Source organism: Streptosporangium sp. NPDC023615, assembly GCF_040640155.1.
In the GTDB taxonomy this organism is placed as follows: domain Bacteria; phylum Actinomycetota; class Actinomycetes; order Streptosporangiales; family Streptosporangiaceae; genus Streptosporangium.
Map to the genome: position 1 here is coordinate 191,394 of NZ_JBFABE010000003.1, position 25,870 is coordinate 217,263.

The 25,870-nt window shown below is 73.9% G+C and carries 23 protein-coding genes; 10 read left to right on the forward strand and 13 right to left on the reverse strand.

What is annotated here, in order from left to right; all coding sequences use genetic code 11:
* Positions 1-98 precede the first annotated feature (98 nt).
* Positions 99-932, reverse strand: a complete 834-nt coding sequence (locus AB0G16_RS03750; protein ID WP_362798060.1) for an SDR family NAD(P)-dependent oxidoreductase — start codon at positions 930-932, stop codon at positions 99-101.
* Positions 933-1,049: 117 nt separating this feature from the next.
* Here AB0G16_RS03750 and AB0G16_RS03755 point away from each other — a divergent pair, with 117 nt between their 5' ends.
* Complete coding sequence (locus tag AB0G16_RS03755) at positions 1,050-1,796, forward strand: SDR family NAD(P)-dependent oxidoreductase (RefSeq protein WP_362798063.1); 747 nt, start codon at positions 1,050-1,052, stop codon at positions 1,794-1,796.
* Positions 1,797-1,804: 8 nt separating this feature from the next.
* Here the strand turns inward: AB0G16_RS03755 and AB0G16_RS03760 are convergent, their stop codons facing one another.
* The 4 genes from AB0G16_RS03760 to AB0G16_RS03775 all read right to left on the reverse strand — a co-directional run bounded on the left by AB0G16_RS03760 (position 1,805) and on the right by AB0G16_RS03775 (position 7,874).
* On the reverse strand, positions 1,805-3,343 hold the full coding sequence (locus AB0G16_RS03760) for a DUF885 family protein (protein ID WP_362798066.1): 1,539 nt from the start codon (positions 3,341-3,343) through the stop codon (positions 1,805-1,807).
* Positions 3,344-3,353: 10 nt separating this feature from the next.
* Positions 3,354-6,113, reverse strand: coding sequence for an AAA family ATPase (locus tag AB0G16_RS03765; RefSeq protein WP_362798068.1), 2,760 nt, complete (start codon positions 6,111-6,113; stop codon positions 3,354-3,356).
* 169 nt (positions 6,114-6,282) lie between these two features.
* Complete coding sequence (locus AB0G16_RS03770) at positions 6,283-7,266, reverse strand: zinc-binding dehydrogenase (protein ID WP_362798071.1); 984 nt, start codon at positions 7,264-7,266, stop codon at positions 6,283-6,285.
* A 35-nt stretch (positions 7,267-7,301) separates the two neighbouring features.
* Positions 7,302-7,874, reverse strand: a complete 573-nt coding sequence (locus AB0G16_RS03775; protein ID WP_362798074.1) for an NAD(P)H-dependent oxidoreductase — start codon at positions 7,872-7,874, stop codon at positions 7,302-7,304.
* A gap of 219 nt (positions 7,875-8,093) precedes the next feature.
* Here AB0G16_RS03775 and AB0G16_RS03780 point away from each other — a divergent pair, with 219 nt between their 5' ends.
* Entirely contained in the window at positions 8,094-9,488 is a 1,395-nt protein-coding gene (locus AB0G16_RS03780) for an MFS transporter (RefSeq protein WP_362798077.1), read from the forward strand.
* 193 nt (positions 9,489-9,681) lie between these two features.
* Entirely contained in the window at positions 9,682-12,762 is a 3,081-nt protein-coding gene (gene lanL / locus AB0G16_RS03785) for a class IV lanthionine synthetase LanL (protein WP_362798080.1), read from the forward strand.
* Positions 12,763-12,935: 173 nt separating this feature from the next.
* Here the strand turns inward: lanL and AB0G16_RS03790 are convergent, their stop codons facing one another.
* Entirely contained in the window at positions 12,936-14,342 is a 1,407-nt protein-coding gene (locus tag AB0G16_RS03790; RefSeq protein WP_362798083.1) for a pyridoxal-dependent decarboxylase, read from the reverse strand.
* Between the two features lie 296 nt (positions 14,343-14,638).
* Between AB0G16_RS03790 and AB0G16_RS03795 the strand changes: the two genes are divergently transcribed.
* Complete coding sequence (locus AB0G16_RS03795) at positions 14,639-14,917, forward strand: hypothetical protein (protein ID WP_362798086.1); 279 nt, start codon at positions 14,639-14,641, stop codon at positions 14,915-14,917.
* A gap of 89 nt (positions 14,918-15,006) precedes the next feature.
* Entirely contained in the window at positions 15,007-15,420 is a 414-nt protein-coding gene (locus AB0G16_RS03800) for a hypothetical protein (RefSeq protein WP_362798089.1), read from the forward strand.
* A gap of 90 nt (positions 15,421-15,510) precedes the next feature.
* On the opposite strand, the gene AB0G16_RS03805 is transcribed toward AB0G16_RS03800, so the two are convergent.
* Positions 15,511-16,026 (reverse strand): ATP-binding protein, encoded by a 516-nt coding sequence (locus AB0G16_RS03805; RefSeq protein WP_362798092.1) that lies wholly within the window; start codon positions 16,024-16,026, stop codon positions 15,511-15,513.
* A 388-nt stretch (positions 16,027-16,414) separates the two neighbouring features.
* Here AB0G16_RS03805 and AB0G16_RS03810 point away from each other — a divergent pair, with 388 nt between their 5' ends.
* The 3 genes from AB0G16_RS03810 to AB0G16_RS03820 all read left to right on the forward strand — a co-directional run bounded on the left by AB0G16_RS03810 (position 16,415) and on the right by AB0G16_RS03820 (position 17,820).
* Entirely contained in the window at positions 16,415-17,236 is an 822-nt protein-coding gene (locus AB0G16_RS03810; protein ID WP_362798095.1) for a helix-turn-helix transcriptional regulator, read from the forward strand.
* A complete protein-coding gene (locus tag AB0G16_RS03815; protein ID WP_362798098.1) occupies positions 17,227-17,439 on the forward strand; it encodes a DUF397 domain-containing protein in 213 nt (70 codons plus the stop codon). The genes AB0G16_RS03810 and AB0G16_RS03815 overlap by 10 nt, the downstream gene beginning before the upstream one ends.
* A gap of 105 nt (positions 17,440-17,544) precedes the next feature.
* Entirely contained in the window at positions 17,545-17,820 is a 276-nt protein-coding gene (locus tag AB0G16_RS03820; RefSeq protein ID WP_362798101.1) for a hypothetical protein, read from the forward strand.
* 22 nt (positions 17,821-17,842) lie between these two features.
* Here AB0G16_RS03820 and AB0G16_RS03825 read toward each other — a convergent pair whose 3' ends face one another.
* The 4 genes from AB0G16_RS03825 to AB0G16_RS03840 form a co-directional block, all read right to left on the reverse strand.
* On the reverse strand, positions 17,843-18,322 hold the full coding sequence (locus AB0G16_RS03825) for a MarR family winged helix-turn-helix transcriptional regulator (protein WP_362798106.1): 480 nt from the start codon (positions 18,320-18,322) through the stop codon (positions 17,843-17,845).
* Complete coding sequence (locus AB0G16_RS03830; protein WP_362798109.1) at positions 18,315-19,577, reverse strand: NAD(P)/FAD-dependent oxidoreductase; 1,263 nt, start codon at positions 19,575-19,577, stop codon at positions 18,315-18,317. The genes AB0G16_RS03825 and AB0G16_RS03830 overlap by 8 nt, the downstream gene beginning before the upstream one ends.
* Before the next feature lie 63 nt (positions 19,578-19,640).
* Positions 19,641-20,201, reverse strand: a complete 561-nt coding sequence (locus tag AB0G16_RS03835; protein ID WP_362798111.1) for a dihydrofolate reductase family protein — start codon at positions 20,199-20,201, stop codon at positions 19,641-19,643.
* Between the two features lie 91 nt (positions 20,202-20,292).
* Entirely contained in the window at positions 20,293-20,934 is a 642-nt protein-coding gene (locus tag AB0G16_RS03840; protein WP_362798114.1) for an NAD(P)H-dependent oxidoreductase, read from the reverse strand.
* A gap of 93 nt (positions 20,935-21,027) precedes the next feature.
* Between AB0G16_RS03840 and AB0G16_RS03845 the strand changes: the two genes are divergently transcribed.
* A complete protein-coding gene (locus AB0G16_RS03845; RefSeq protein WP_362798117.1) occupies positions 21,028-21,555 on the forward strand; it encodes a MarR family winged helix-turn-helix transcriptional regulator in 528 nt (175 codons plus the stop codon).
* 70 nt (positions 21,556-21,625) lie between these two features.
* A complete protein-coding gene (locus AB0G16_RS03850) occupies positions 21,626-22,369 on the forward strand; it encodes a MerR family transcriptional regulator (RefSeq protein WP_362798120.1) in 744 nt (247 codons plus the stop codon).
* Positions 22,370-22,533: 164 nt separating this feature from the next.
* Here AB0G16_RS03850 and AB0G16_RS03855 read toward each other — a convergent pair whose 3' ends face one another.
* Together AB0G16_RS03855 and AB0G16_RS03860 are read right to left on the reverse strand one after the other, a co-directional pair.
* Entirely contained in the window at positions 22,534-24,228 is a 1,695-nt protein-coding gene (locus AB0G16_RS03855) for a GMC family oxidoreductase (RefSeq protein WP_362798123.1), read from the reverse strand.
* A gap of 6 nt (positions 24,229-24,234) precedes the next feature.
* On the reverse strand, positions 24,235-25,800 hold the full coding sequence (locus AB0G16_RS03860) for a succinic semialdehyde dehydrogenase (protein WP_362798126.1): 1,566 nt from the start codon (positions 25,798-25,800) through the stop codon (positions 24,235-24,237).
* Positions 25,801-25,870 lie beyond the last annotated feature (70 nt).

Genomic DNA, 25,870 nt, shown 5'->3' on the forward strand with positions numbered 1-25,870 from the left:
GCGAGGAGACGCCCCCTCACGGACGGGGAGACGCCCCCTCACGGGCGGGAAGCGGACGGGAAGCGGACGGGAGAGCGCCGGTTCGCCGTCGGGAGAACCTACTCGTGGACGGGGAAGGGGGGCAGCGTCCCGGACAGGAGGGCCTCGGTCTGCCCGCGCAGGCCCTCGGCGTAGCCGGGGTGGGTGAAGACCAGGAAACGCTCCTCGCGGATGGCCTCCACCGTCGCGCGCGCAACCTCGGCCGGGTCGATGCCCCGCTCCAGGAGCCCGTCGATGATCTCCATGGAGGCCGCCTCGTCCTCGGTGCGCCCGGCGGTCCGCAGGTTCTCCGGCCGGACCCGCTCGGAGCGGTTGATGCCGGTCCGCACCCCGCCGGGGCAGAGCGCCGTCACCCGGAGCCTGGAGCCGGCCGTCGCGAGATCCTGGGCGAGGGACTGCGACGCCGCGAACGCGGCGTACTTCGAGACCGAGTAGCCCCCGGAGTACGGGGCGGCGAACAGTCCCGCGACCGAGACCGTGTTGACGATGTGCCCCTCGGTGTCCTGGTCGATCATGCGGGGCACGAAGGCCCGGATACCGTGCAGCACCCCCCACAGGTTCACCCCGAGCAGCCAGGCGAAGTCCTCGGGCTCCCTGGTCCAGATCCGGCCGCCCTGGAAGACGCCCGCGTTGTTGCAGAGCACGTGCACGGCGCCCAGCTCGCCGAACGTCCGGTCGGCCAGGTGCTCCACGGCCACCGGGTCGGAGACGTCGGTGATCTCGGTGAGCACCTTGGCCCCCTCCACCAGCGAGGCGGTCTCCGCGAGCGCCGAGGGGTCGACGTCGGCGAGCATCAGCGTCATGCCCTCCGCGGCCAGGCCCAGCGCGAGCGCCCGCCCGATCCCGCCGCCCGCCCCCGTGACGACCGCGACCTTGCCCGACAGTTCACGCATCGCGCCTCCCTGAGCCTGACATCTCACGCCCGCGCCGCGGCGGGCCGTGGCGTACCTAGCGACCGATTGGCCCCCAAGCTAACGTTGAAGGTCACCACCAGTCGAGGAGGGGACCCCATGGCGGGCACCGGAGTCGTCGTCACCGGCGGCGCGTCGGGGATCGGGCGGGCCTGCGCGCTGGCCCTGGCCGAGGCCGGGCGGCCGGTCGCGATCTGGGACGTGGACGGGCCCGGCGCCAAGGAGACCGCCTCGTTCGTCGCCATGAACGGCGTCACCACGATCGCCGTGACCGTCGACGTCACCGACGCCTCGGCCTTCCCCGCCGCGATCACCGCGAGCCGCGACGCCCTGGGGTCGATCGGGGGCCTGGTGCACGCGGCCGGGATCGCCGCCCCCCTGGCGCTCGGCGACCTCACCGAGGCGGCCTGGGACGCGGTGCTCAACGTCAACCTGCGCGCGCACGCCCTGCTGGTCAAGGCCCTGCTGCCCGACCTGCGCGCCCACGAGGGCGCCGCGGTCGTCGGCGTCTCCTCGATCGAGGGCCTGGTCGGGCAGGCGTTCATCCCGGCGTACTGCTCCTCCAAGGCCGGCCTGCTCGGCCTGACCCGCTCGATGGCGCACGAGCTGGTGCCGATCCGGGTGAACGCCGTCTGCCCGGGCTACATCGACACCCCGATGCTCGCCCGGGCCACCGGCGGCGACCCCGGCTACCTGGAGTCCTTCAGGACCAAGTCGCCCCTCCGCCGCCTCGGCCGTCCCGCCGAGGTCGCCGCGGCCGTGCGGTTCCTGCTGAGCGACGAGGCGTCCTTCGTCACCGGCGCCCACCTGGTCGTCGACGGCGGGGCGACGGCCGTGGACCGCTGACCGCGCTCTCACGCGGGGCGGCCGGGCGTCCCCCCGAGGGCGTGGCCGAGCAGGCCCAGGGGCGGGGAGCCGAGGTCGAGCATGGCGGTGTGGAAGCGCTTGAGCCCGAAGCCCGGGCCCCATTCGGCCCCGGCGCGCTCGCGCAGGTCGAGGATCTCCAGCTTGCCCCAGGTGTAGCGGCCGTAGGTGGGGTCGAAGGTGGCCCGCGCCGCCTCCGACAGGGCGGCGGGACCGGCGATGTGGGTGTCGGCGGCGAAGCGGCGGGCGCCCTCCTCGACGGTCATCGCACCGGAGTGCACGCCGATCGCGCAGGCCAGCCGGGTCACCCTGATGAGCGCCTCCAGCCACACCCCGATCTCGAAGCGCGGGTCGCCGGGCGCGAAGTCCTCCTCCACGCACAACTCCTCGGCGTAGTGCGCCCAGCCCTCGGCGAAGGCCAGCGACATCAGCGTCCGCCGCACCTCGGAGCGCGCGTGGCGCAGGGCGCGGCCGTGCGAGAAGTGCCCGGGGGCGACCTCGTGCACGTTGATCGCCGGGAGCGTGGTCTCGCTGAAGACCTCCAGCCACTCCTCGATGTCGCGCTCGGGCCAGGAGGGGTCGGGCGGGGTGACGTGGTACCAGGAGGGGCCGTCGGGCTCGCCCGGCGCCGCCCAGCTCATCATGGCCATCGCCCACCGGCGCGACTCGGGCGCGATGCCGACCAGGCACTCGCCGTCGTGGTAGGGCACCAGGTCCTTCTCCCTGGTGAACGCGATCGCCCGCTCGGTGCCGATCCTGGCCGCCTCGATCACGCCGTCCGGGCCGGGGTGGTCCCTGACGAGCTCGCGCGCGACCTCCAGCGGCTGCCGTCCGGCGAGGCCCAGGGCCGCGCAGGACTCCGTCAGCCGGGCCATCAGGCGGTCGCGTTCGGCGTCGGCCCGCTCGGCGAGCCGCCCCAGGTCGACCGGGAGGCCGTCGCCGGCGCTCATCAGCCGGGCCAGGCCGCCGGCGCCGAGGGAGGCATCCGGGTCCCCGGAGCGGGCGGCCTTCTCGACGTGTTCCACCAGCCGGGCGTGCGCCCTGAACGCGGCCTCGCGCGCGCTCTCCTTCGCGTTCGCGGGCACCCCGGCCGCCAGGCCGCGCACCGCCCCGAGCAGCGCGGCCGCGACGGGGGCGCTGAGCAGGTCGAGGGAGGCCACGGCGTTGTCCACCGCCTCGGGCCAGAGGGCCAGGTGGGCGTGCTTGGCGGCCTCCCGCTCGGCCTCGGGGGCGTACTCGCGGTCGTAGGTGGCCAGGTCGAGGTTGCCCAGGTGCTCCAGGGGGTTGCGCCGGTGCAGTTCCAGCTCGCCGAACTGCACCCGCACGGCCTCTTCGAAGATCTGCAGGTGGGCGGCGTCGTAGGGGTCGGCGGGCAGCGGCCCCCGGCCCAGCGCGGCCAGCCCGGCGCGCACCCCCTCCGGTGACAGGTCCTGGATCATGCCGTCGTACTCGTGCCGTCCGGCCATTTCCCTGACGCCGGACACGGTGAGGTCGCACACCGCACGAAGGCGGCCGTCGAGTTCGGTCATGACCGTGACGCTACAACGCGGAACGCCGGTCGGGGCCGGCCGAGAGGTCGAGACGGGCGAGCTCACCGCGGGAGGCGACGCCCAGCTTGGGATAGGCGTTGTACAGGTGGTGGCCCACGGTTCGCGGGCTGAGGAAGAGCTGGGCGCCGATGTCGCGGTTGCTGAGCCCCGTCGCGGCGAGCCGTACGACCTGGAGTTCCTGCGGGGAGAGGCGGCCGAGCGGGCCGGTGCCGCGGTCCGGCCCGCCCGCGGCGACGCTCTCGCCCGAGGCGCGCAGCTCGGTGCGGGCGCGGTCGGCCCAGGGCCGGGCGCCGAGCCGCTCGAAGATCTCCAGGGCGGAGCGGAGCGGCGGGCGGGCCTCGGCCCGGCGGCGGGAGCGGCGCAGCCACTCGCCGTGCAGCAGTTCGGTCCGGGCGCGGTCGAAGGGCCGCTCACCGGCGCGGTGCAGCCGGACCGCCCGCGCGTAGTGCTCGCCCGCCTCCTCGTCGTCACCGGCGAGCAGCGCCCGGCACCGCAGCGCGATCGCCTCCGCCCACGGCCGGCGGACCTGGTCGGCCCAGCCCTGGTACCAGCGGTACGGCTCCTCGGCGCGTTCGGGCCGCCCGAGACGGACCGCGGCCTCGACGAGGTCGGGCAGGCTGGAGAGGACGTCCAGCCGGTTGGGGCCGGCCGTGAGGTCCTCCAGCCTGCGCAGGACGGCCTCGTGCCGGCCGAGCCCGAGGTCGAGCAGGGCGAGCGCGCACCCGGCCCACACCACGTTCGCCCCGGTCCCCCGCGCGAGCACCTCCCCCACCAGGCCGGCGCACCGCTCCCGGTCGCCCTCGACGGCCGCGAGCTGGGCCAGGACGACCGAGTGGTAGCCCTCCTGGTCGCTCTGGCCGGTGTCGTGCGCGACGCGCCGCCCCTCGACGGCGCTCTCCAGCGCGTCGCGATGCCGTCCCTGGAGGGCCTGCGCGCGGGCGAGCAGCGCCAGCGCGCGCGGCAGCACGCCGACGGCTCCCTCGACGCGGCAGTCCCGCACCAGGGCGGCGGCCAGGTCGTGGGCCGCGGTGTACTCGCCGAGCATGAGGTGCCACCAGGTGATCCGCGCCCGTTCCCTGAACGCCTCCCGGTGCGGTCCGGCCTCCGTGAGGGCGATCAGCTCGCGCAGCGCCGGCAGCCCGTCCCTCACCTCGTCGGCGGCCAGGCCGGTGAGCCCCCGGGCCACGCGGGTGAGGACCCGTACGCGGTCGCCCGGGTCGAGCCCCAGGTCGCGGGTCCGCTTCACGACGTCGGCGAGCGCGGTGAGATCACCGGCGAACCAGGCGGTCTCCACCGCGTCGAAGAGCATGTCCGCCGCGGTGCCGGGGTCGTGCCCGGCGGTGGAGAGCACCGCCCCGACGAGGATGTCGTGGGCCGCCCTCGGCCGTCCCCGCTCGCCGGCCACGGTGGCCCGGACCCGCGCGACCTCCGCCGTCGTCGCCGGGTCCGTGGCGTGCGGGGCGGCCTGGTCGGCCAGGGTGGCCGCCCGTTCGAACTGCCCGGCGTCGGCGGCGGCCCGCGCCGCCGCGGCCAGGCGCCGCCCCCTGTGGTGCCGTCCGGGGCTGAGCGAGGCCGCGCGCTCGTAGGCCGCGGCGATCGCCGCGTGGCCGCCGCGCGTGCGCGCGTTCTCGGCGCTCCGCTCCAGCGCGGCGGCGACCCGCTCGTCGGGGGACGTGCTGGCGGCGGCCAGGTGCCAGGCGCGCCGGTCGTCGTCGCCCCGCGCCCCGAGGGCGTCGGCGAGCGCCCGGTGCACGGCCAGGCGCCGGCTCAGCGTGGCCCCCCGGTAGGCGGCGGCACGGATCAGCGGGTGCCGGAAGACCAGGCGGCCCTCGGTGATGAGCAGCAGGCGCCTGTGCTCGGCGGGCTCCAGGTCCTCGACGGCCGCGCCGAGCCGCGCGGCGGCCCCGAGGACGACGGCCGGATCGCCGGTGTCGTCGGCGGCGGCGACCAGCAGGAGCGTCCGGGTGCGCTCGGGCAGCGTGCCGATGCGGTCGGCGAAGGTCTGCTGGATCCGGCCGTGGGTCGGCAGCGTCCCGAGGTCGTAGGGGTAGGCGGGCAGTTGTCCCTCGCGCTGCGCCGCCGACAGCTCCAGCAGGGCCAGCGGGTTGCCCTGCGCCTCCCGCAGGATCTGGTCCCGGACGTGCCGGGGCAGGTCGGCGGCGTGCCCGGCCAGCAGGTCGGCGGCGGCCGCGGCGTCCAGGCCGGGCAGGCGCACCTCGGCGAGGCCGGGTGCCGGGAAGGCGGGGGCGTGCAGGTCGCGGGCGGCGAGGACCAGGGCGACGCCCTCGGCGTCGAGGCGGCGGGCGGCGAACAGCAGGGCCTCGGCGGAGGCGTGGTCGAGCCAGTGGGCGTCGTCGACCAGGCAGAGCAGCGGGCGCTCCTCGGCCAGGTCCGCCAGCAGGGTCAGGACCGCGAGACCGGTCAGGAAGCGGTCGCCACCCGCCGCGGGCGCCGTCCCCAGGGCTCCGCGCAGGGCCCGCGCCTGCCTGTCGGGGAGGGCGTCGATGTGGTCCGCGACCCCCCGCAGGAGCAGGTGCAGGCCGGCGAACGGCAACTCGCTCTCCGCCTCGATCCCGACCCCGCGCAGCACCCGCATGTCACCGGCCGCCGCCTCGGCGGCGTGGTCGAGCAGGGCGGACTTCCCGATCCCGGCCTCCCCGCGCACGACCAGCGCCCCGCTGCGGCGGCGGCGGGCGTCCGCCACCAGCCGGTCGATGGCCGCCCGTTCGTCGGCCCGCCCGTGGAACATGACTAGAAGCTACTCAACAGACATCTCTGGCACATGGGCGGTGGGTTCGGGAGGTCGGGGAGCGGGGGGCCGGGGAGCGGAGGGCGAGGGGCCGGGGGCGGGGACGGGAAGGCCCGGGGCGAAGGGAAGGCCGGAGGCTCCGGAGGGCCGGGGCCGGAGCTCCGGAAGGTCAGGGGATCAGGACGACCTTGCCCACGGTGGCGCGCGTCTCCAGGGCCGTGTGCGCCGCCGCCGCGTCCGCGAGCGCGAACCGCTGGACCTCGGGGGCGAGCCTGCCGGACGCCGCCTCGGCGAGCGACCGCTCCTCCAGGCCGCGCAACCCCCCGGGCGCCTTGAGGATCCGCGGGCCCAGGGCGACCGAGGCGGTCAGGCAGCGGGCGTAGAGGTCACCGGTGGACAGCTCGGTCGGCTTCCCCGCCGACCAGCCGAACATGACGAACCGGCCGCCGACACCGAGCAGTTCCAGGGCGGTGCGGCCCGGGGCGCCGCCGACCCCGTCGAAGGCCACCGTCACCTCGCGCCCGTTCAGCGCCTCGCGCACCCGGCCGCCCCAGTCCGCCGTGTCGTAGTCCACGGCGATCGTCGCCCCCAGCCGGCGGACCCGCTCGACCTTGGCCGGGCCGCCCGCCACGCCCACGACGGTCGCGCCGATGTTCCGCGCCGCCTGGACGAGCAGGTTGCCGATCCCGCCGGCGGCCGCGGTCACCAGCACCACGTCGTCCGGAACGATCTGCCCGACGTCGAGGATCCCCATCGTGGTACGGCCGGTGCCGATCATCGCCACCGCGACGTCGTCCGCCAGTTCGTCGGGCAGCGCGTGCACCGCCTCGGCCTCGCGGACCGCCAGCTCGGCGTAGCCGCCGCTGGCCAGGCCCAGGTGGGCGACGACCCGGCGGCCCAGCCAGCTCTCCTCGACGCCGGCACCCACCGCGTCGACGACGCCGGCCACCTCGCGGCCGGGAGTCATCGGCAGGTCCGGGAGCGGGAAGGGCAGCTCGTCGGCGGAACCGGCGCGGATCGAGGTGTCCATGAGGTGGACCCCGGCGGCCCGGACCGCGATGCGGACCTGTCCCGGGCCGGGAGAGGGGTCCTCGACCTCCTCGTGGAGCAGGTTCTCGGCGGGGCCGAAGGCGTACTGCCGGATGGCGTGCATGACGATCTCCTGAGTCGGTTCGGTGAGGGGACGGATCAGCCGGTGTAGGGCTGCCTGGACTTGGCCTCCCGCAGCGCGCGGCCCCACCAGGCGAGCTGACCGAGCATGGCCTTGGCCGCCGCGTCGCACCCTTCCGGCCGCCTGGCCCGGCCGTCGGCGTCGAACGCCTCGTGCACGCCGTGGAAGCTGACCGTGTCGCGGACGGTCATCGCGTGCAGCTCGGCGAACACCTGCCGGAGATGCTCCACCGCGCGCAGCCCGCCGGCCATCCCCCCGTAGGAGACGAAGCCGATCGGCTTGGCCTGCCACTCGGCGAAGTGCCAGTCGATGGCGCTCTTGAGCGACGCGGGAAAGCTGTGGTTGTACTCGGGGGTCACGATGACGTACGCGTCGGCCGCGGCCAGCCGCGGGGTGAGCGCGGTCACCTCGGGCGGGGGCTCGTTCGTGAGCCTGGCGGGCGGCGGGGCCTCGGCCAGGTCCAGGACGTCGACGTCCATGTCGCCGTGCTCCTCGGCCCGGCCGGTGAACCACCGGGCCACGGTCGGGGCGACGCGGCCCTCCCTGGTGCTGCCGATGACGATCGCCAGACGCAGCCGGTCGTGGGACATCGTGATCTCCTTCGTGCCTCGTTCGGTCGACGACACCGACGGTAGGAGGATCCGGGACGGCGCCGCATGAGTCATGTGACTGGCGTCCGGCGGCGGCCGGCGGCCGGTACGGCATCCGGCCACGCGACCCGCGCGACCCGCGCGACCCGCACGTCCGGACGTCGGCACCAGTCGATCGACAGAAGCGCGCCGCGGGCGCCCCTTCCTAGCGTCGGGGCCATGAAGAGGAACGAAGCAGGGACGACCGGTCAGGCCGGGACGGTGGAGCGCACCAGGTGGGGGCCGGTGGTGGCGCTCGCCATGGCGATGCTGGTCGTCTCGGTCGAGATGAGCCTCGCGGCGGTCACCCTGCCGGTCATCGGGGCCGAGATGGGCGTCGGCCCGGCCGCGACCGCCTGGGTGCTGCTGGCCTACGTCCTGCCCACGGCGGCCCTGGCCGTCCCCGCGGGCCGCTGGGTGGACCGCGCCGACCCGCGGTCGGTGCTCATGTTCGCGGTGACCGGGGTGGGGTTGACGAGCCTGCTGGCGGCGTTCGCCCCGGCGTTCTGGGCGCTCCTGGTCGCCCGCGTGCTGCAGGGGATCGCGGGGGGCCTGGTCGTCGCGGTCTACATGCCCGTCGTGGGGGCGAGCGTCCGCGCCGAGCACCGCGGCCGCGCCCTGGGTTACATCGCCACGATCATGCCCCTCGGCACGATGGCCGGCGCCTCGCTGGGAGGGCTCGTGGCCGGGGCGTACGGGTGGCGCCCGGTCTTCCTGCTGAAGCTCCCGGTCCTGCTCGTCGTGCTGTGGCTGGGACATCGCACCGTTCCCGGCGGCCGGGGCGGGCTGCCCGCGCCGGACCGGTCGCTGCTGGGCGAGGTCGCGATCCTGGGGGGCGCGGTCGCCGCGCTGCTCCTCGCGTTCGACCGGGCCGGCGGCGGCGCGGTCGTCGTCGTGCCGCTCGCGGTCGCCGCCCTGGTGCTGGCGGTGGTGTGGAGCAGGCTCCCCGCCTCCCGGCCGGTGGTCGCGCTCGTCCGCCGCCGCGCGTACGGCCTGCCGCTGGCCGCCCTGCTGCTGATGAGCTCGGTCGTCGGCCTGTCCCTGTTCCTGCTCCCCTATCTCGTGGCCGACGTGCTCCGGGGCACTCCCGGGACGACGGGGGTCGCGCTGCTGTTCTTCGTCGGCGGGACGGCGGCGTGCTCACCGGTCGGCGGAGCGCTGGCCGACCGGTACCGTCCGGACGTGGTCGCCGTCGCGGGCGGCGCGGTGACCCTGGCCGGGACGCTGAGCATGCTCACCCTGGGCCCGTCCGCGGGACTCGTGGACCTGGCCTGGCGGCTGGCGCTGGCCGGTGCCGGTCAGGGGTTGTTCAACGCCCCCAACAACGCCGCGTTGCTGGCCGCCGCGCCCCCCGGCATGACGGGCACCGCCGGAGGGGTCGGCGCCACCGTCCGGACCCTCGGCTTCACGGTGGGCCCGGCCGTGACGTCCCTGGCGTGGAACCTGGCCGGGGGCGGGGCCGACGGCTTCCGCGCCGGTGTGATCGTCCTGGCCTCGGCGCAGGCCGCCGGGCTCGCCGTTCTCGCGACCGTCCGGGCCCGGCGGCCGGACGGGGAGGAGACCGCCGCCAATTAAATATATGTGAATACGAAAAATGCGCATTAAAGGCTTCCAGAATGGCGGGGCGGGCCACGGATGCGTATTTTTACCTGGCACTCCCGCCGTCCGGCGTGTTCTCTGGTGCGAGCGCCGAAGGGCGAGGGAAAGCGGCGGGCCCGCCGCCTCGAACACGCGGGAATGCGAAAGCAGAAGGGCGGGACGATCGGTCGTGAAAAGCACCCCGGATGACGGCGGCCTCCTGCGTGACATCGCGATCGCCGAGATCGGGCGGGCACCGGCCCGCGCCTGGTCGATCGTCGACGACGCGTTCTGGTGCCGGATCTCCCCCGTGGGAGGAGCCCTGCCCGCGCAGGGCTGGAAGCTTCACGTCTCCGCGACGATGCTCTCCGCTCCCGTCGTGCTCTCCCGGGTCGTGCGGGTGCTCTCCGCCGAGGGGTGCGCCTTCAAGTTCCCGGCGCGGCTGGACGACTACTGGGAGCTGCTGATGCCGCACTGCCCCCGCGCGCAGGCGGGGAAGTTCGTCACCGCCTACCCCTCGGGCGACGTCGAGGCGGCCCGGCTGGCGGCGCTGCTCGACGAGGCCACCTGGGGGCTGCCCGGCCCGGCGATCCTGTCGGACCGCCCCTGGCGGCCGGGCGGGATCGTCCACTACCGGTACGGGGCCTTCGGCGGGCACCGGGTGCTCGGCAACGACGGGTTCTACGAGATCCGGCTCCGCACGCCGGAGGGAGGGACGATCCACGACGAGCGGCTCGCGAGGTTCTCGCCACCGCCCTTCGCCACCTCCCCCTTCGCCGTCCCCCCGGCCGCTGCCTCCACCCGGAACGGCCCCGCCTCGGGCACCTCCGCCTCGGGCACCTCCGTCTCGGGCAGTCAGGCCGGTGAGGCGCGCCCCTCCGGCGCCCGGGCCACCGAGAACGGGAACGGGAACGGCGGGGCGAAGCCGGCCGCCGTGATGCTGAACGACCGCTTCGTGGTCCGCGAGGCCGTGCGACACGCCAACAGGGGCGGCGTGTACCTGGCCCGGGACACCGTGAGCGGCGCCCAGGTGGTGATCAAGGAGGGGCGCCCGCACGCCTCGTCCGACCTCGCGGGCCGCGACGCCCGTTCCCGGCTGGCGGCCGAGCGCTCCCGTCTGGAGGCGCTGGCCGGGACCGGCCTGGTGCCCGCCGTGGTCGACTTCTTCGAACAGGGCGGGCACACCTTCCTCGTCGAGGAGCACGTTCCCGGCACGACGCTGCGGCGCTGGTCGGAGGAGAACGCCGGACCCGTGGGGCACGACGGTTTCGGGAGCGCGGCGGCCGAGGTCCTGCCGATCGTGCGGCGCCTCGTCGAGGCGCTGCGCGCCGTCCACGCGTGCGGGTACGTCTTCCGCGACCTCTCGCCGGACAACGTGATGCTCCTTCCCGGCGGCGACCTCCGGCTCATCGACCCCGAGCACGTGGCGGTGCCCGGCGAGATCGTCATGATCGGCGGGACCCCCGGCTACCTGGCCCCGGAACTGGTGCCGCACAGCGGCAGGTTCCGTCCCGCCCCGGGTGAGGCGGCCGACCTGTTCGGGCTCGGCGCGCTGACCTACTTCCTCGCGGTGGGCGCGGGGCCCGAGCTTCCCGACGACGGCGTCACCGGTCCGGCCCGCGGGCGGCGGCTGCTCGACCACGTCGCCGCGGTGTCCGCGTCCAACCCCGCCCTGGCCCTGCTGCGGCCCCTGGTGGAAGGGCTGCTCACCGAGCCGGAGCGGCGCTGGCCGCTGGAGCGTTGCGCCGCCTACCTGGAGGGGCTCGCCACGGACGACCCGCTCCCCGCGGAGCGGACGTCGTCCCCGGACCGGGCTCCGGCCGCCGGCCGTCTCCCGTTCCGTACCGTGACAGGCGGCCGGACGGAGTCCCCGGCCCGCACGGAGGCGGGCGCGCGAGCCGATGCGGAGAGGAGCGCTCGGACGGACGACCTGGTGGCGGACGGCCTGGCGTGGCTGGTGGAGACGGCGGACACCTCGCAAGACGCCTCGTCGCCGTGGCCGAACGTCCACGGCGGCGTCGAGGCGGACCCGTGCTCGGTGAACGGGGGCGTACCGGGCGTCCTGGGCGTCCTCACCCTCGCCTCCCGCGCACGGCCCGGCGCCGCAGAGCCCCGGGAGGGGACGGGACGCGCCAAGGCGGCGCGGGGCTCGAAGGGCACCGGGACCGAGGGCGCGGAGGTCGCCGGGACGGCGGCTCGTGTGACCCGGTGGCTCCGCGCCCGCCTCGCCACCGAGGACCTCTGGCCTCCCGGCCTCCACTTCGGCCGCTCCGGAGCCCTCTGGGCCCTGTACGAGGCGGCCGAGGCGGCCGGTGACGGCGAGAGCATGGACGCGGCGCTGCGATCGGCGGCCCGGCTGCCGACCGCGTACCCCAACTCCGACGTGACGCACGGGCTGGCGGGCGCCGGCATGACGGTGCTCCGCCTCGCGGTCCGCTCGGGTGACCCCGTGCTCCGCGAGCGGGCCGCCAGGACGTTCGAGAACCTGCACGCCGCGCGCTCCTACCGGCGCGGGCACCCGCACTGGCCGGTGCCGGCGTCGTTCGACTCCGGCCTGGCGGGCGCCGACCACCTCGGCTTCGCGCACGGGATCGCCGGGATCGGCACGGCGCTGCTCTACGGAGCCCTCGCCCTGGACCGTCCGGAGTGGACGGCGACCGCGCGCGAGATCGCCCGCGCCCTGGAGGAGTACGCCGACATCGACGGCGACTGCGCCTGGTGGCCGACCCTGGCCGGGGAGCCGCGCACGCTCCGGCCGCGACGGCCGCACTGGTGCAGCGGGTCGTCGGGAATCGGCTCGTTCCTCGTCCGTCACTGGCGCGCCACCGGCGACGACGGCGCGCTGCGCCTGGCCCGGCGGGCGGCGGTCGCCGCCCACCGCACCCGGTGGCGGTCGGGGACGGTTCCGTGCCACGGCCTGCCGGGCGAGGGCGAGTTCCTGCTCGACATGGCCGACTTCACCGGCGAGGACCGCTACCTGCGATGGGCCGGGGACCTGGCCGGGTGCCTGCGGGCACGGGCCGTCTCCCGCTCCGGCAGGACGCTCGTGCCGGACCCGTTCTCCACGGTCCTGCCGACGTTCCTCGGCGGTACGGCGGGCGTCGTCACCTTCCTCCTGCGGCTCCGGCACGGGCACGCCCGGCCGTGGACGCTCGACGACGTCATGGGGGACGCCTGGCGCTCCCCCCCCACAGGCTCGCCGCCCGGTCCCGGGCGGTGGAAGGAGAACCGGCCCGCCGCAGGCGTGGCCACGAGATCGACGGGGAGGTGAACACCATGTCCTTCGACGTTGAGGACCTCCAGGGTCTGCAGGAGCGCGAGCCGGCCGCCGACGAGGCCGGGCGGCTGACCAACTGCCGCATCCACATGTTCTGCACCGACAACTGACGAACGCGGCCCCCTGCCCTATCCGCGGCCGGGCAGGGGGCCCGTCGCCCGCGGGTGTCACCCCGAGGCCACCCCGCCGCTCACCCCGTCGCTCACCCTGCCGCCCTCCCGGCCCTGCGGCTCGGCGATGCGGTCCAGCAGCGCCTCCAGCGTCTTGTCGTCGGTGGAGGGGGACATCACGGTCACCCGCAGGTGCCGGACGCCGCCGATCTCGGCCGAGGTGAGCTGGAACGAGCCGTCCTCCATCAGGTGCTCCCGGATGGCCGCCTGGTCGCCGGTGCCGTACCGGAAGCAGACGATGTTGCTCTCCGGCTCGTACGGGCACGTGAAGCCCGGCCGTCGCGCGGCCAGCTCCCACAGGCGGTGGGCGGTGGCGTACCGGCGCGCGACGTACTCGCCCAGGCCGCGCTCGCCCCGCCAGGCCAGGTTGAGGAAGATCTTCAGGCCAAGCTCGGCCTTGCTGCACTCCACGGTTCTGCCGATGAGGTCGAAACCCTGGTCGCCGTAGAACAGGTAGCTGGCCTTCTGCCGGAAGGCCGCGTCCAGGTCGCCCTCCCTGCGGGTCAGCACCGCCGCCGCCAGGCTGGAGGTACGCAGCATCTTGTGCGCGTCCCAGATCAGCGAGTCGGCGAGCTCGACCCCGTCCAGCAGGTGGCGGTGCTCCTCCGACAGCAGCGCCGAGGCGCCGTGGGCGCCGTCCACGTGGAACCAGATCCCGTTGGCGGCGCAGAACCCGCCGACGCCGCGCAGGTCGTCGTACAGGCCGGTCCCGGTCGCGCAGGCGTTCGCCACCAGGGCCATCGGCCGCCGCCCGGCCCGGCGTACCCGCGCCAGCGCCTCGGGCAGGCGCGCGACGTCGATCCTGCCGAGCCCGTCCACCTCCAGCGGCACCACGGCGCGCTCCCCCAGTCCGAGGATCGCGGCGGCGCGGGTGAGCGAGTAGTGCGTGGAGGCCGGGACCAGCAGGGCCAGGTCGCCGGGCACCCCGTCGGTCCACGCCTCCGGGGCCACCGCCGCCCGTGCGGCCAGCAGGGCGGTGAGGTTGGCCAGCGATCCCCCGTGCGTCAGCACCCCGCCGCCTGCCTCGCCGAACCCCACCGTGGCGAGCATCCAGCGGAGCACCTCGAACTCCACGGTCGCCGCCGAGGCGCCCATCTCGTAGATCGCCATCGGGTTGTTGCTCACCCCGTGGACGAGGTCGGCGAGCGCCGCCGGGAAGTCCGGCACGGCGACCTGGTGACCGAGGTAGGCGGGGTGGTGCAGCCGGGTGCCCTCGGCGAGGTAGACCCGCAGGAACTCCGCGTGGTCGTCGACGGTCATCCCGCCCTCCCGGATCCACCGGGCCAGGCCGAGCCGTTCGGCCAGCTCGCGCGGGGGCCTGCGCCGGATGACGGGCGGCACGCCCCGCTGGCTCTCGTCGACGTAGGCGGCCAGCTCGCCGACGGTCGCGTTCGCCGCGTTCACGAATTCCTCAACGTTCCACATCACACGGGGATACTGGTGGAATTCACGGCGACCCGCCATTCTGTCCGAATCCCGGAGGAGCGAACCCGACGGTCGTCCGGCGGGGTTCGGCGGGCGGTGGACTCCCGGATGTCGTGAGCCGCGGAAGAGGACTCCGCACGAGCCCGCTACGGAACCCCGGCCGGGCTCGGATCCCGATCGGCTGCCGGCTCACCGGGGCCCGCCCCTCTCCGGCCTGATCGCCCGCGCCTACGCTGATCGGCGCCGCCAGGCCGCAGAAGCCCCCGGGAGGGTCAGTGTCACGTAGCCGGATCGCCAGAGTCCTTGTCGCCCTTCTCCTCTTCGGCTTCCTGTTCTACTGGTCGCTTTTCTTTGCCTTCCTGACGCAATGGAGCATCGTCCCCTCGGGCCGTTCCCACCTCGAAGACGCCTTTCCGGGCCTGCTCTGCTCTCTGGCCGCCGGCGTCGCCGCGTTCGCCGTCTTCCGCTGGGTCATGGGATGGGCGGCGCGGTCGTGGTGGCTGCTCCTGGCGTTCGCCGTACCGCTGTGGCAGGCCGTCATGCTCGTCCTCTGATCTTCCCTCCCGCCGGGCAGGGGCACGAGCCGCCTTTCCCGCACCGGGCCGGTCCTTCCGGCCCGTGGCGCCGACCCGAAAGAGAACCTGTGATCAGATGCTCTTCCGCCTCATGGGCGGCGTCGATCCTCCTGTCCGCCGTCGTGCCGTACGCGGCCATGTTCCCGACGGGGATGGACGTCGACCTGTGTGTTCATCGGGTCGGCCCCGATCCCGCCCCCCTGGGGCTGTCGTTCGCGGCGATGGCGACCGCTCTTCCCCTCGTCCTGGTGGCGCTCGCCCTGGCGGCCCGCGGCCGGACGACACGGCGACGCCGCCTGTCCGGGGTGGGCGCCGTCGCCGCTCTCGCGACGGGCGCCTGCCACCTGCTCTCCCGCGCGTTGTTCTCCCCGTACTGTCCGGAGGGGTCGCTGCCCGCCTGGTTCGTGGTCGCGCCGTACGGGGCGGTCGCCGTGCTTCTCCTGCTCTCGGGTGCAGGGCGCCGCCACACGGGCACCGCGTGACGCCGGTGCGGTGGCGCCTCCCCCGCTGTCACGGGGAGACGACCTCACCCTGACCCCGGGGCCTTCGGACGCGCCGGTCGGCTCCCCGGTTCAGAGCGGCGTCCGGGTGGTCGTGTGAGCCGTTCGGGAGGGAAGCCGCCAGAGGGCCCAGACGGTCTTGCCGGGGTGGTCGGGCAGCGGGACGACGCCGGTTTCGTGAGAGAGGGCCTCGACGATGGTCAGGCCACGGCCGTGCAGGGCACCGGTGTCGAGACGAAGGTGCCGGGGCCGCCCCGGCCCGTGGTCGGTCACCTCCATGCGGAGCTCACCGGTTCCGGCGCGCAGGGAGAGGGTCGCCGGGGCGTCACCGTGGACGACGGCGTTGGCGAGCAGTTCCCCGGCCACGAGGACCACGTCGTCGGCGAGGTGCCGAAGCGTCCAGACGGTGAGGGTGTCGTCCACCAGAGCGCGAACCTTGGCGATGGCCGAGGGGTCGTGGGGCACGTCCCAGCAGGCGGTTCGGACGTACGGGGGATGTCCGCACCAGCGGCAACCGAGCGGCGTGGGCGGCCGGTCGGCGTCCCGGTGAACACCGATCGGCCCGGGGTCTCCGGTGGAGTCGTGCATCGGATCGGACCTCCGTGTCCGTTCAAGGGGCTCGTCCTGACGGGCGGCGCCCTTACCTGTCGTGGCGCGCCCGTCGCCGTAGGGGTGGCGAGCGAGTTACATGTCCATGTCCCGCGAATGCGGGAATCGGTCACCGGGGGTGGGGACGCCGACGGTCAGGCGCCCTCTCACCACCTTCCGGACATTTCTGATATCAATTCATGAAGGACTTCCCCGGCATGGAGAAAAAAGCCCTTCTTGCGATTCCGCTGCTTCCGGAAGCACTTCACAGAGTGCCCCCAGGAGGGCTACGTTGAATAGTGAAAGGTCAGCACATCGTTAGAACAGCTTGTGTTCTACGGTGCTTTTCTGTGCTTCCCGAGTGCTTCCCCCGTCGGACGGAGATGAAATGTCCGCATCCCCCGAGCCCGGTCGAGTCGCGAGATCTCTGGTCGTCTTCGGCGCCGAGGTGCGCAAACATCGAAAGCGGGCGGGGCTGTCACAGGATCGGCTGGCGGACATCATCCAGTTCAGTCAGAGCCTGATCGGCTTCATCGAAAGGGGTGAGCGCACCCCCAGCCGGAACTTCGCCCAGCGCTGCGACGACGCCCTGAAGGCGGGCGGGGAGATCATCAACCTGTGGACGCACATCACCCGCGCGGCCAGCCCTCAATGGTTCCGGGGCTGGCTGGACATCGAACAGCAGGCGCACACCCTGCACACCTGGCAACCGCTCGTCGTGCCGGGTCTTCTGCAGACCGAGGAGTACGCCCACGCGGTGATCAGCGGCGAGCCCGGCATAACAGTCGAGCAGACAGAGAAGGCAGTAAAGGCGCGAATGGAGAGACGGGAGATTTTTTCTCGATCGGCTCGCCCGATGCTCCGGGTCGTGCTCGATGAAACCGTCCTGCTTCGCCCGATCGGCGGTAAGGAGGTCATGCGCCGACAGCTCGAACACCTCCTGGAAGTAACCGATTCACCGCGAATCGGCATCCAAGTTGTTCCTCTCGCTCTCGGAGCGACCACAGGAGTCTCAGGCGGTTTTGTCATCGCCCAACTTCAAGGAAACACGGATACGGTGTATATCGAATCCGCCACCCATGGACACATCTCAGATCGAACAGAGGACGTCGAGGCCATCTACGCCCGATATGACACCATTCGATCTGAGGCGCATCCTCAGCATGTCTCGATCGAGTTGATCAGAGAGGCAGAGAAGTCATGGACCTGAGCGAGGAACTGAAGACGGCGGTCTGGCGCAAGGCCACGAAGAGTGCGTCCAACCAAGGCGACTGTCTTGAGGTGGCTCCGCTGTCCGGCGGGAGAGTCGCCCTGCGCGACACCGAGGCCCCGGAGAAGGCTCCCTTCGTGGTGAGCGCCGGCGTCTGGGACGCCTTCATCGACGGAGCCAAGAAGGGCGAGTTTGACTTCTAGCCTCGGCTCCGGAAATACGAGAACCTCCTGGTAGACGACCAGGGGTTCTTCCCGAGCGGTGCCCACATGGGGTCGGGAACGACCTGTCGGAGGGAGACCGGTCCCGTGACCGTTTACAGTTTCGAGCTTCACTTCACGGCCCCGAGCGGTGAAGCGGTCATCGACGCTCTGTACGAGGCCGGATGGGGCGACGCCGTGGTGTCGTTCGACCCCATTGTGGGAGGGCCTGGAATCGCCACGTTCGACCGCGAGGCCCGCTGGGCGGCGGAGGCGATCGCGTCCGCGATCGCCCAGGGGCGTTCGGCGGGAGTCGAGGTGACCGGGGTGAGGGAGGACCTCGGGAGCGCCTGCACCACGCGGCGGCCTGACGCCGGCCCTTGATCGTCGACTCGGCACCGCGTGATCACTCAGAGCCGGGACCGCCCCCTGAGGACAGGGTGTTCCGGACGGCGCGGAGCATCCGGATCAGTTCGGCGGCGTCCGTGTCCGACAGCCCCATGACCCGCGGGGCGTTGAAGGCGAGCACTCCGGGCAGGGCGCGGCCGAGGAGCGTCCGGCCCGCCTCGGTGATGCGCAGTGCCGCGCGGCGTCCGCGCCCGCCCGGCCCGTCGCGCTCGACGAGGCCGCGCTCGATCAGGGAGGCGGCCACCTCGCCGAGGCTCTGCGGCCGCACCATGATCGCTCGGGCGAGCTCGGCCTGACTGAGGTCGTCGCCGTCGGCGAGCGAGGCCAGCACGCCGAACTGGGCGGGGGTGAGCCCGACGGCGCCGAAGACCTCGGTGAAGCCCCGGGCGACGACGTAGGAGGTCTGGATCAGCTCCCAGAGCGGCAGGTCGGGTTCTCCCTCGGGCCGTGTCCCCCCGTCGGGACGCGTCTCAGGCACCGTGGGCCCCGGTGAGGGTGCGGCCGAGCCGTGCGGCGGCGGCGACGGTCGGCAGCGCGATCCGGGAGGCCCGGTTTCCCGCCGGTGTGGCGAGCCGGTGGATCCATCGCAACGGTTGCATCGACGTGCGCACGGCCTCGCCGGCGTAGCCGGCCATCCGGTTCTGGAAGCGGTGCACCGCCAGCGGGATCGTGGACCGCCCGTCCCGTACCAGGAGCAGTTCCTCGGCGAGCACGTCGGCGTCGCGGATCGCGGTGGCCGCGGCCATGCCCCCGGTGGGGGGCATGGCGTGCACGGCGTCGCCCAGCGCGGTGACGGCACCCGCCGGCCACGGGGTGAGGTCGGCGCCGGGGTCGGCGGTGTGGAAGGCGAAGAAGGCCGCCGTCGTGGGGTCGGCCGCGCGCACCAGCGCGCGCACGGTCCCGTCCCAGCCGCGCAGGAGTGAGGCGGCGAGCCGGACCAGCGCGGCGCCGTCGAGCTCCCGCGACCGCCCGGGGTAGGCCCTCTCCGGTGCCAGCGCGCCCCAGATCAGGGTGGGCGGCTCGGTGATCGCCGCGACCTCCGTGCAGGTCGCGGGGTCGACCGCGGGGTCGGCGTCGGGGTCGTGGACGGTGAGGAACAGCCCGACGCCGCCGGGGCCGAACGCCAGGGCGGGCCCTCGTGCCAGCAACACGGGGATCAGGGGCCGGGTGGCGGCGGTCAGGGCGGTGCGGCCGGCGATGCCGCTCACCCCGGCCGGGAGGGACGTCGGACGCCCGGCCAGCGCCCGTGCGACGCGCGACCCCACGCCGTCGGCGCCGACCAGCAGGTCACCGCGGTCGGTGCCGCCGTCGGCGAAGTGCGCGGTGACCGTGCCGTCGGGGTGGGTACGGTGCCCGGTGAACTCCGATCCCAGCCGCAGCGCGTCGTCCAGGCCGTGGGCCAGCAGCCGCCGCAGCGGGATCCGGCCGATCATCAGCGTCTCCGACGCCCGCCCGCGCGGTTCGGCGAACAGCAGCCGCATCCTGTGGTCGGCGACCGCGAACCGCGTGAACGCCCGCGGCCCGGCCGAGCTGGCCAGCAGCGCCTGGTAGTGGGCCGGCGCGAGACGGCGGCGCAGTGCCGCGCAGGCCCGATCGTCGAGGTGCAGCCGGTAGCCGCCGGTGGCCTCCACGGCCCGGTCGCGCTCGTGCACGACCACGTCGATCCCGTTGCGGCGCAGCGCCTGGGCCAGCGTCAGCCCGCCCATCCCCGCCCCGATGACCAGAACCCTCACGACCCACCCCTGTTATCAGGCACCTGATAGTCGTCTATAAGGTACCTGATAACCGGGGAACCGTCAGAGGGCGTATCTGGTGAGGGTCACCCCGCCGGAGAACGTCCGCTGCTCGATCAGGCTCAGGTTCTCGGCGCGCCACCCGTCCGGGAACAGGCGCCGGCCCCGGCCGAGCACGATCGGGTAGGTGAAGAGGCGCACCTCGTGAACCAGCCCGGCCCGCAGCAGGGAGTGCCCGAGCGTGATGCTGCCGGTGAGCACGATGTCGGTTCCGTCACCGTCGGTCAGGGCGCGGATCTCCGGCTCCAGCGCGTCGCCGCCTCGCAGGACGGTCGTGCCGTCCCATCCCGGGTCGTCCAGCGTGGTCGACACGACGTACTTCCGCACCCGGTTGAGGTGGTCGGTGACTCCGGTGCGGTCGTCGAGCTGCCGGGGCCAGAATCCGCGCATCGCCTCGAAGGTGGTCCGGCCGACCAGGAAGCCGTCCGACGCGGCGGCGTGTTCGGCCGTGACCGCGGCCAGCTCCCGTCCCTGCTCGGTGTCGGCGGTGACGTCGAACCAGGACTGCTCGGCGTCGACGACCCCGTCGAGCGTGATGTTCTGTGTGATGACGATTCGTCGCATCCACGCACGCTAGAGGTCCGCCGGAGCTCCGGTCCACCGGCCGGCAGGCCGGGGACGCGCCCGACGATTCAGGGGCGGCGTGCCGGGCGGGTCAGGCGGCGTGCCGGGCGGCGAGCGCCCTTCCGGCCTCGGCCGCCGCCTCCTCGGCGGTCTTGTGCATGATCGCCGCGATCTCGGTGAACTCGTCGAGGGCCGGGTTCACGCCGACGAGCGTGAACTCGCGCTCGACCACCGTGAGGTCGGCGCCCCAGATGTCGGCGAGGATGCGGCGCAGGTAGTCGATGTTGTGGTCCCATCCCTCGCGCGGGGTGCCGGGACCGTAGGCGCCGCCGCGGGTGGTGACCAGGACGGTCGGCGTGCCGTCGAGCAGGCGGGTGCCGTGCGGCGCTCCGGCGAGCGTGAGGTCGATCCACGTCTTCGCGTGCTGCGAGACGCCGAAGTTGTAGAGCGGCAGTGCGAGCACGGCGCTCGTCGCCTGCCGCAACTCGGCGGCGAGCCCCTCGGCCGTGGCGAGCGCCTCGCGCTGCGCGGCGGTGCGGTCCGCCTCCGGGAGGTAGCTGCCGGAGATCGCGGTCTCCCAGGCGTGCGCGGGCAGCGGGTCCCGGCCGAGGTGACGCCGTACCACCGGCACCCCGGGGTGGGCGGCGGCGAACTCGCCGAGGACGCGGTCGGCGAGTGCGCTGCTGGCGGAGCGGTCACCCTGGATGGAGGCGTCGACGCGGAGCACGGACATGGGATTCCCCTGACGAACGAGTCGGCTTGAATGTTCAAGTCGACGATATGCCGAACGACTTGAATGTTCAAGTCACCAGGTAGGGTTGAGTGTGTGAGCCCCGATACCCCTCGCGAAGACACCCCCGAGCCCGACCCGCCGTGGCTGTCGCCCGACCAGCAGCGCGAATGGCGGGCACTGGTCGCCCTGTTCATGACCCTGCCCCCCGCACTGGACGCGCAGCTCAAGCGCGACGCCGGCATGAACTCCTTCGAGTACCAGGTGCTGGCGGCCCTGTCCGAGGCGCCCGGCCGCACGGTGAGGCTCAGCGACCTGGCCGCGCTGTCACAGGGGTCGCTCTCGCGGCTCTCCCACGCGATCACCCGCCTTGAGCGGTCCGGCTGGGTCGAACGGCACAGCGAGGCCTGCCGCGGCGGCCGGCGCACGCAGGCGCGGCTCACCGACGCCGGCTTCGCCAGAGTCGAGGAGATCGCCCCCGGCCACGTCCGCGAGGCGCGCCGGCTCGTTGTCGACGTGCTGACGCCCGAACAGCTCGCCGCGCTCGGCGACGCCGCCCGCGCGATCACCGCCGTCGCGATGGCCGACGCGCCCGAGGCGTGCCGGGAGGCCCGCGGCTGCTGACCCGGCGGACCCGTTCGCGGAGGGTCGACGGGTTGACCTTGTCGCAGGGACAGGGGGTCTACTGGTCGCCATGTTGCTGATAGGCGAGATCGCCAAGCTCGTGGGCGTGACCCCGCGGACCGTACGTCACTATCACCGGATCGGGCTGCTCGCCGAGCCGGAGCGCACCTCCGGCGGCTACCGGAGCTACGGCATGAGCGCGCTGAGCCGCCTGCTCCAGATCCGCAGGTTCACCGCGCTGGGCATGGGACTCGGCGAGGTCGCCGACGCCCTGGCGGACACCGGCGGGGTGGACAGGAGGGAGATCCTGGCCGAGCTGGACGCGGAGCTGGCCGGCAGGGAGGCGGAGATCCAGAGCCGCCGCGCGGTGATAGCGCGCCTCCTCGAACACGGGGACGACCCGACGCTGTCGCCCGAGCTCGCCGCGGCCGTCCGCGGCCTCGACGTGCCGGAGGACGAGGTCGGTTTCCTCCGGGCGGCCGAGGTGGCGGCGCCCGAGCTCGTGGACCCCTATCTCGCCGGTGCCGGGCAGGAGTCACCCTGGCAGGCGTGGAGTCTGAGGCTGGCCGCGCTGGCGGACGCCGGCGCGGACGACCCCCGCGTCGAGGAGATCGCGGGTGAGCTGTACGCGATGCTGCCGGACCTGCTGCCCCCGGACGTGCCCGCCGGGCTCACCGAGGAGCAGGCGTCCGCCGTCGCCGGCACGGCGCGGTTCGGGCAGATGATGGCGACCGACCTGAGCCCCGGCCAGCGGCGGGCCCTGGAACTCCTGGTCGAGTACGGGCGACGGGAACCGGAGAAGTGGGGACAGTGATCTCTCCCGCGACGGACCGGAGCCGTTCGTGAACCCCGCCGGGACGACGCACGCGCCCGAGGACGGAGTGACCTCTCCCCGTGGCGGACCGGGCCCGCTCGGGGGCACACCACGGTCGGCGGACGCCCTGCCGTGCCCCGGCGCGGGGAGGTCGGCGCCTCCCGTCAGGTGATCTCGACGATGGGCAGGCGCAGAGCCCCGGGAGCGGCCGCCGGGACGACCGGGTTCCCGGGAACGACGGGCGCCAGGCGGACGTACGGGGAGCCGAGGGCGGGGCGGGGGTCCGGCTCGCCCCGGTTGGGCCACAGGGCCATGGCGCGCTCGGCCTGGGCGGTGATGGTGAGCGAGGGGTTGACGCCCGGGTTGGCCGAGACCGCGGAACCGTCCACGACGTGCAGGCCCTCGTGGCCGTGGACGCGGTGGTAGGGGTCGATCACCCCGGTCTCCGGCCCGGCGCCGATGGCGCAGCCGCCCAGGAAGTGGGCCGTCGCCGGGATGTCGAACAGGTCGAGCCAGGAGCCGCCCGGCACGCCGCCGACCTCCTTCGCCGCGTGGCGGACGAACTCATGGCCCGCGGGCAGCCAGGTGGGGTTGGGCTCGCCGTGCCCGCGCCCCGAGCGGAGCCGCCGCCCGAACGGTCCCCGGCGCGACGACAGGGTGATCGAGTTGTCCTTGGCCTGCATGACCAGGGCGATGATCGCGCGTTCGGACCAGCGGCGGTGGTCGAACAGCCGCGCCACCAGGTGGGGCCTGCGCACCGCCTCGCCGAGGAACCTCAGCCAGCGCGGGGCGCCGCCGCCGTCGACGAGCAGGGTGCGCAGCATCCCCATGGCGTTGGAGCCGTCGCCGTAGCGGACGGGCTCGATGTGCGTGTGGGCGTCGGGGTGGATGGAGGAGGTGATCGCCACGCCCCGGTTGAGCTTGTCGCCGTTGACCGACAGGCGCTCGAAGCCGAGCAGCGCCTCGGAGTTGGTCCTGGTGAGGGTGCCCAGCCTCGCGGAGACACGCGGCAGGGTGCCGTCCGCCCTGAGCTTGTGCAGCAGCCGCTGGGTGCCGTACGTCCCGGCGGCGAAGATCACCTGTTCGGCGGTGAGCACGCGGCGGCGCCAGGGCGTGCCGGTCCTGCTCACCTCGACCCGGTAGCCGCCGCCGTCCAGCGGGGCGACCGAGGTGACCGTGGCCTCGGCGAAGACCCTGGCGCCGGCCCGCTCCGCCAGGTGCAGGTAGTTCTTGACCAGCGTGTTCTTGGCGCCGTGGCGGCAGCCCGTCATGCACTCGCCGCACTCGGTGCAGCCGCTGCGGCGCGGCCCGGCGCCGCCGAAGTAGGGGTCGTCGACCTCGACGCCCGGCGTGCCGAAGAAGACACCGACCGGGGCCATGTGGAAGGTGTCGCCCACGCCCATCCGCTCGGCGACCGTGCGCATCACCTCGTCCGCGCGGGTGACGGTCGGGTTGAGCGTCACGCCCAGCATCCTCTTGGCCTGGTCGTAGTACGGGGCCAGTTCGGCCTTCCAGTCGGTGAGGCCCGCCCACTGGGCGTCCCGGAAGAACGCCTCGTGCGGCTCGTAGAGGGTGTTGGCGTAGACGAGGGAGCCGCCGCCGACCCCCGCGCCCGCCAGGACCATGACGCCGGTGCCCTTCTCGCCGCGGAGCACGTGGATGCGCTGGATGCCCTTCAGGCCCAGCGCGGGCGCCCACAGGAAGTCGCGGACCCGCCAGGAGGTCCTGGGCAGCGTGCTCTCGTCGAAGCGGCGCCCGGCCTCCAGCACGGCGACGCGGTAGCCCTTCTCGGTCAGCCGCAGCGCCGAGACGCTGCCGCCGAATCCCGATCCGATCACCAGCACGTCATGGTCGAACACGGGGCCTCACTTCAGCCGGAGCGCCTTGAGCGTCTTGAAGACGCCCACCAGGGTGTCGGCGTACCGCTCGTAGGTCATGCCGAGGACCGGCTCGAAGCCCAGCCAGGACGCCTGGCTGGAGACGGTCTGCGACTCGGTGTACTTCAGCAGGCCCTCGGTCCCGTGGCGGCGGCCCAGCCCGGAGGACTTCATGCCGCCCATGGGGGCGTCGTAGGAGGCGTAGGCCGAGCCGTACCCCTCGTTGACGTTGACGGTGCCCGCGTCGATGCGGGCGGCCAGGGCGCGCCCGCGCGCCACGTCGCGGGTCCAGACCGAGGCGTTGAGCCCGTAGGCGGTGTCGTTGGCCCGCTCGACCGCCTCGTCGTCGTCGCCGAAGGCGTAGAGCGCCACGACGGGCCCGAAGGTCTCGGCGTGGCAGAGCTCCATGCTCTCGTCCACGCCGGTCAGCACGGTGGGCTCGTAGAAGAACGGCCCCAGGTCCGGACGCGCCCGGCCTCCGGCGAGCACCCGGGCGCCCTTGGCCACGGCGTCGTCGACCTGCGCGGTGACCGCCTCCAGCTGCCGCCGGGAGGAGAGCGAGCCCATCTGCAGGTTCCAGTCGAACCCGGCGCCGATCCTCATGTTGCCGACCTGGCGGACGAACCTGTCGGCGAACGCGTCGTGGACGGAGTCGTGGACGTAGAGCCGCTCGACCGACAGGCAGAGCTGCCCGGCGTTGGTGAAGCAGGCGCGCAGCGCGCCCTGGGCCGCCAGGTCCAGGTCGGCGTCGTCGAGCACCAGCATCGGGTTCTTGCCGCCGAGCTCCAGCGAGCAGCCGATCAGGTGCCTGCCCGCCTGCTCGGCGATCCGGCGCCCCGCCTTGGTGGAGCCGGTGAACGCCACGTAGTCGGCGTTCTCGATCAGCGGGTCGCCCACCTCGGCGGGCTCGCCCAGGACGACCTGCCAGATCTCCCTGGGCATGCCCAGGGAGACCATCAGGTCGATCGTCCAGAGCGTGGAGAGCGCGGTCCGGGTGTCGGGCTTGTGCACCACGGTGTTGCCGGCCAGCAGCGCCGGGACGACGTCGTTGACGCCGAGCGAGAGCGGGTAGTTCCACGGCGAGACCACCGCCACCGTCCCCTTGGGCCGGTGGTTCTCCACCGTCCTGGTGGCCAGCGGCATGAAGGGGATCCGCCGGTCGGGCTCCAGCAGGCCGGGGGCGCGCCGCGCGTAGTACAGGGTGCAGCCCGCGACGTCGAGGACCTCCTCGAAGGCGTGCCTGCGCGCCTTGCCGGTCTCCCACTGCAGGATGTCCAGGATCTCGTCGCGGCGGTCCAGGATGGCGCCGTGCAGGCGCAGGAAGGGCTCGGCCCGCTCCCGGGCGGGCAGGGCCGCCCACGCCCGCCGCGCCTCGTGCGCGACCCGGTAGGCGTCGTGGACGTCCTCGGCGGTGGAGACGGGCATCTCGGTGAGGACCTCGCCGGTGAACGGCGCGACGATCTCCTCCGTCTTGCCGGCGGAGGTCACGTGCCGGACGACGCGTTCGATCATGCGGGGGGAGAGGACCCGCGTCAGTTCGGGGGGAACGACCATGTTCGCAGGGTAATCGGCGAAGACCGGCCATGGCTACCAACCGGTAGCAAGGCGTCGAACCGCCCGCCCC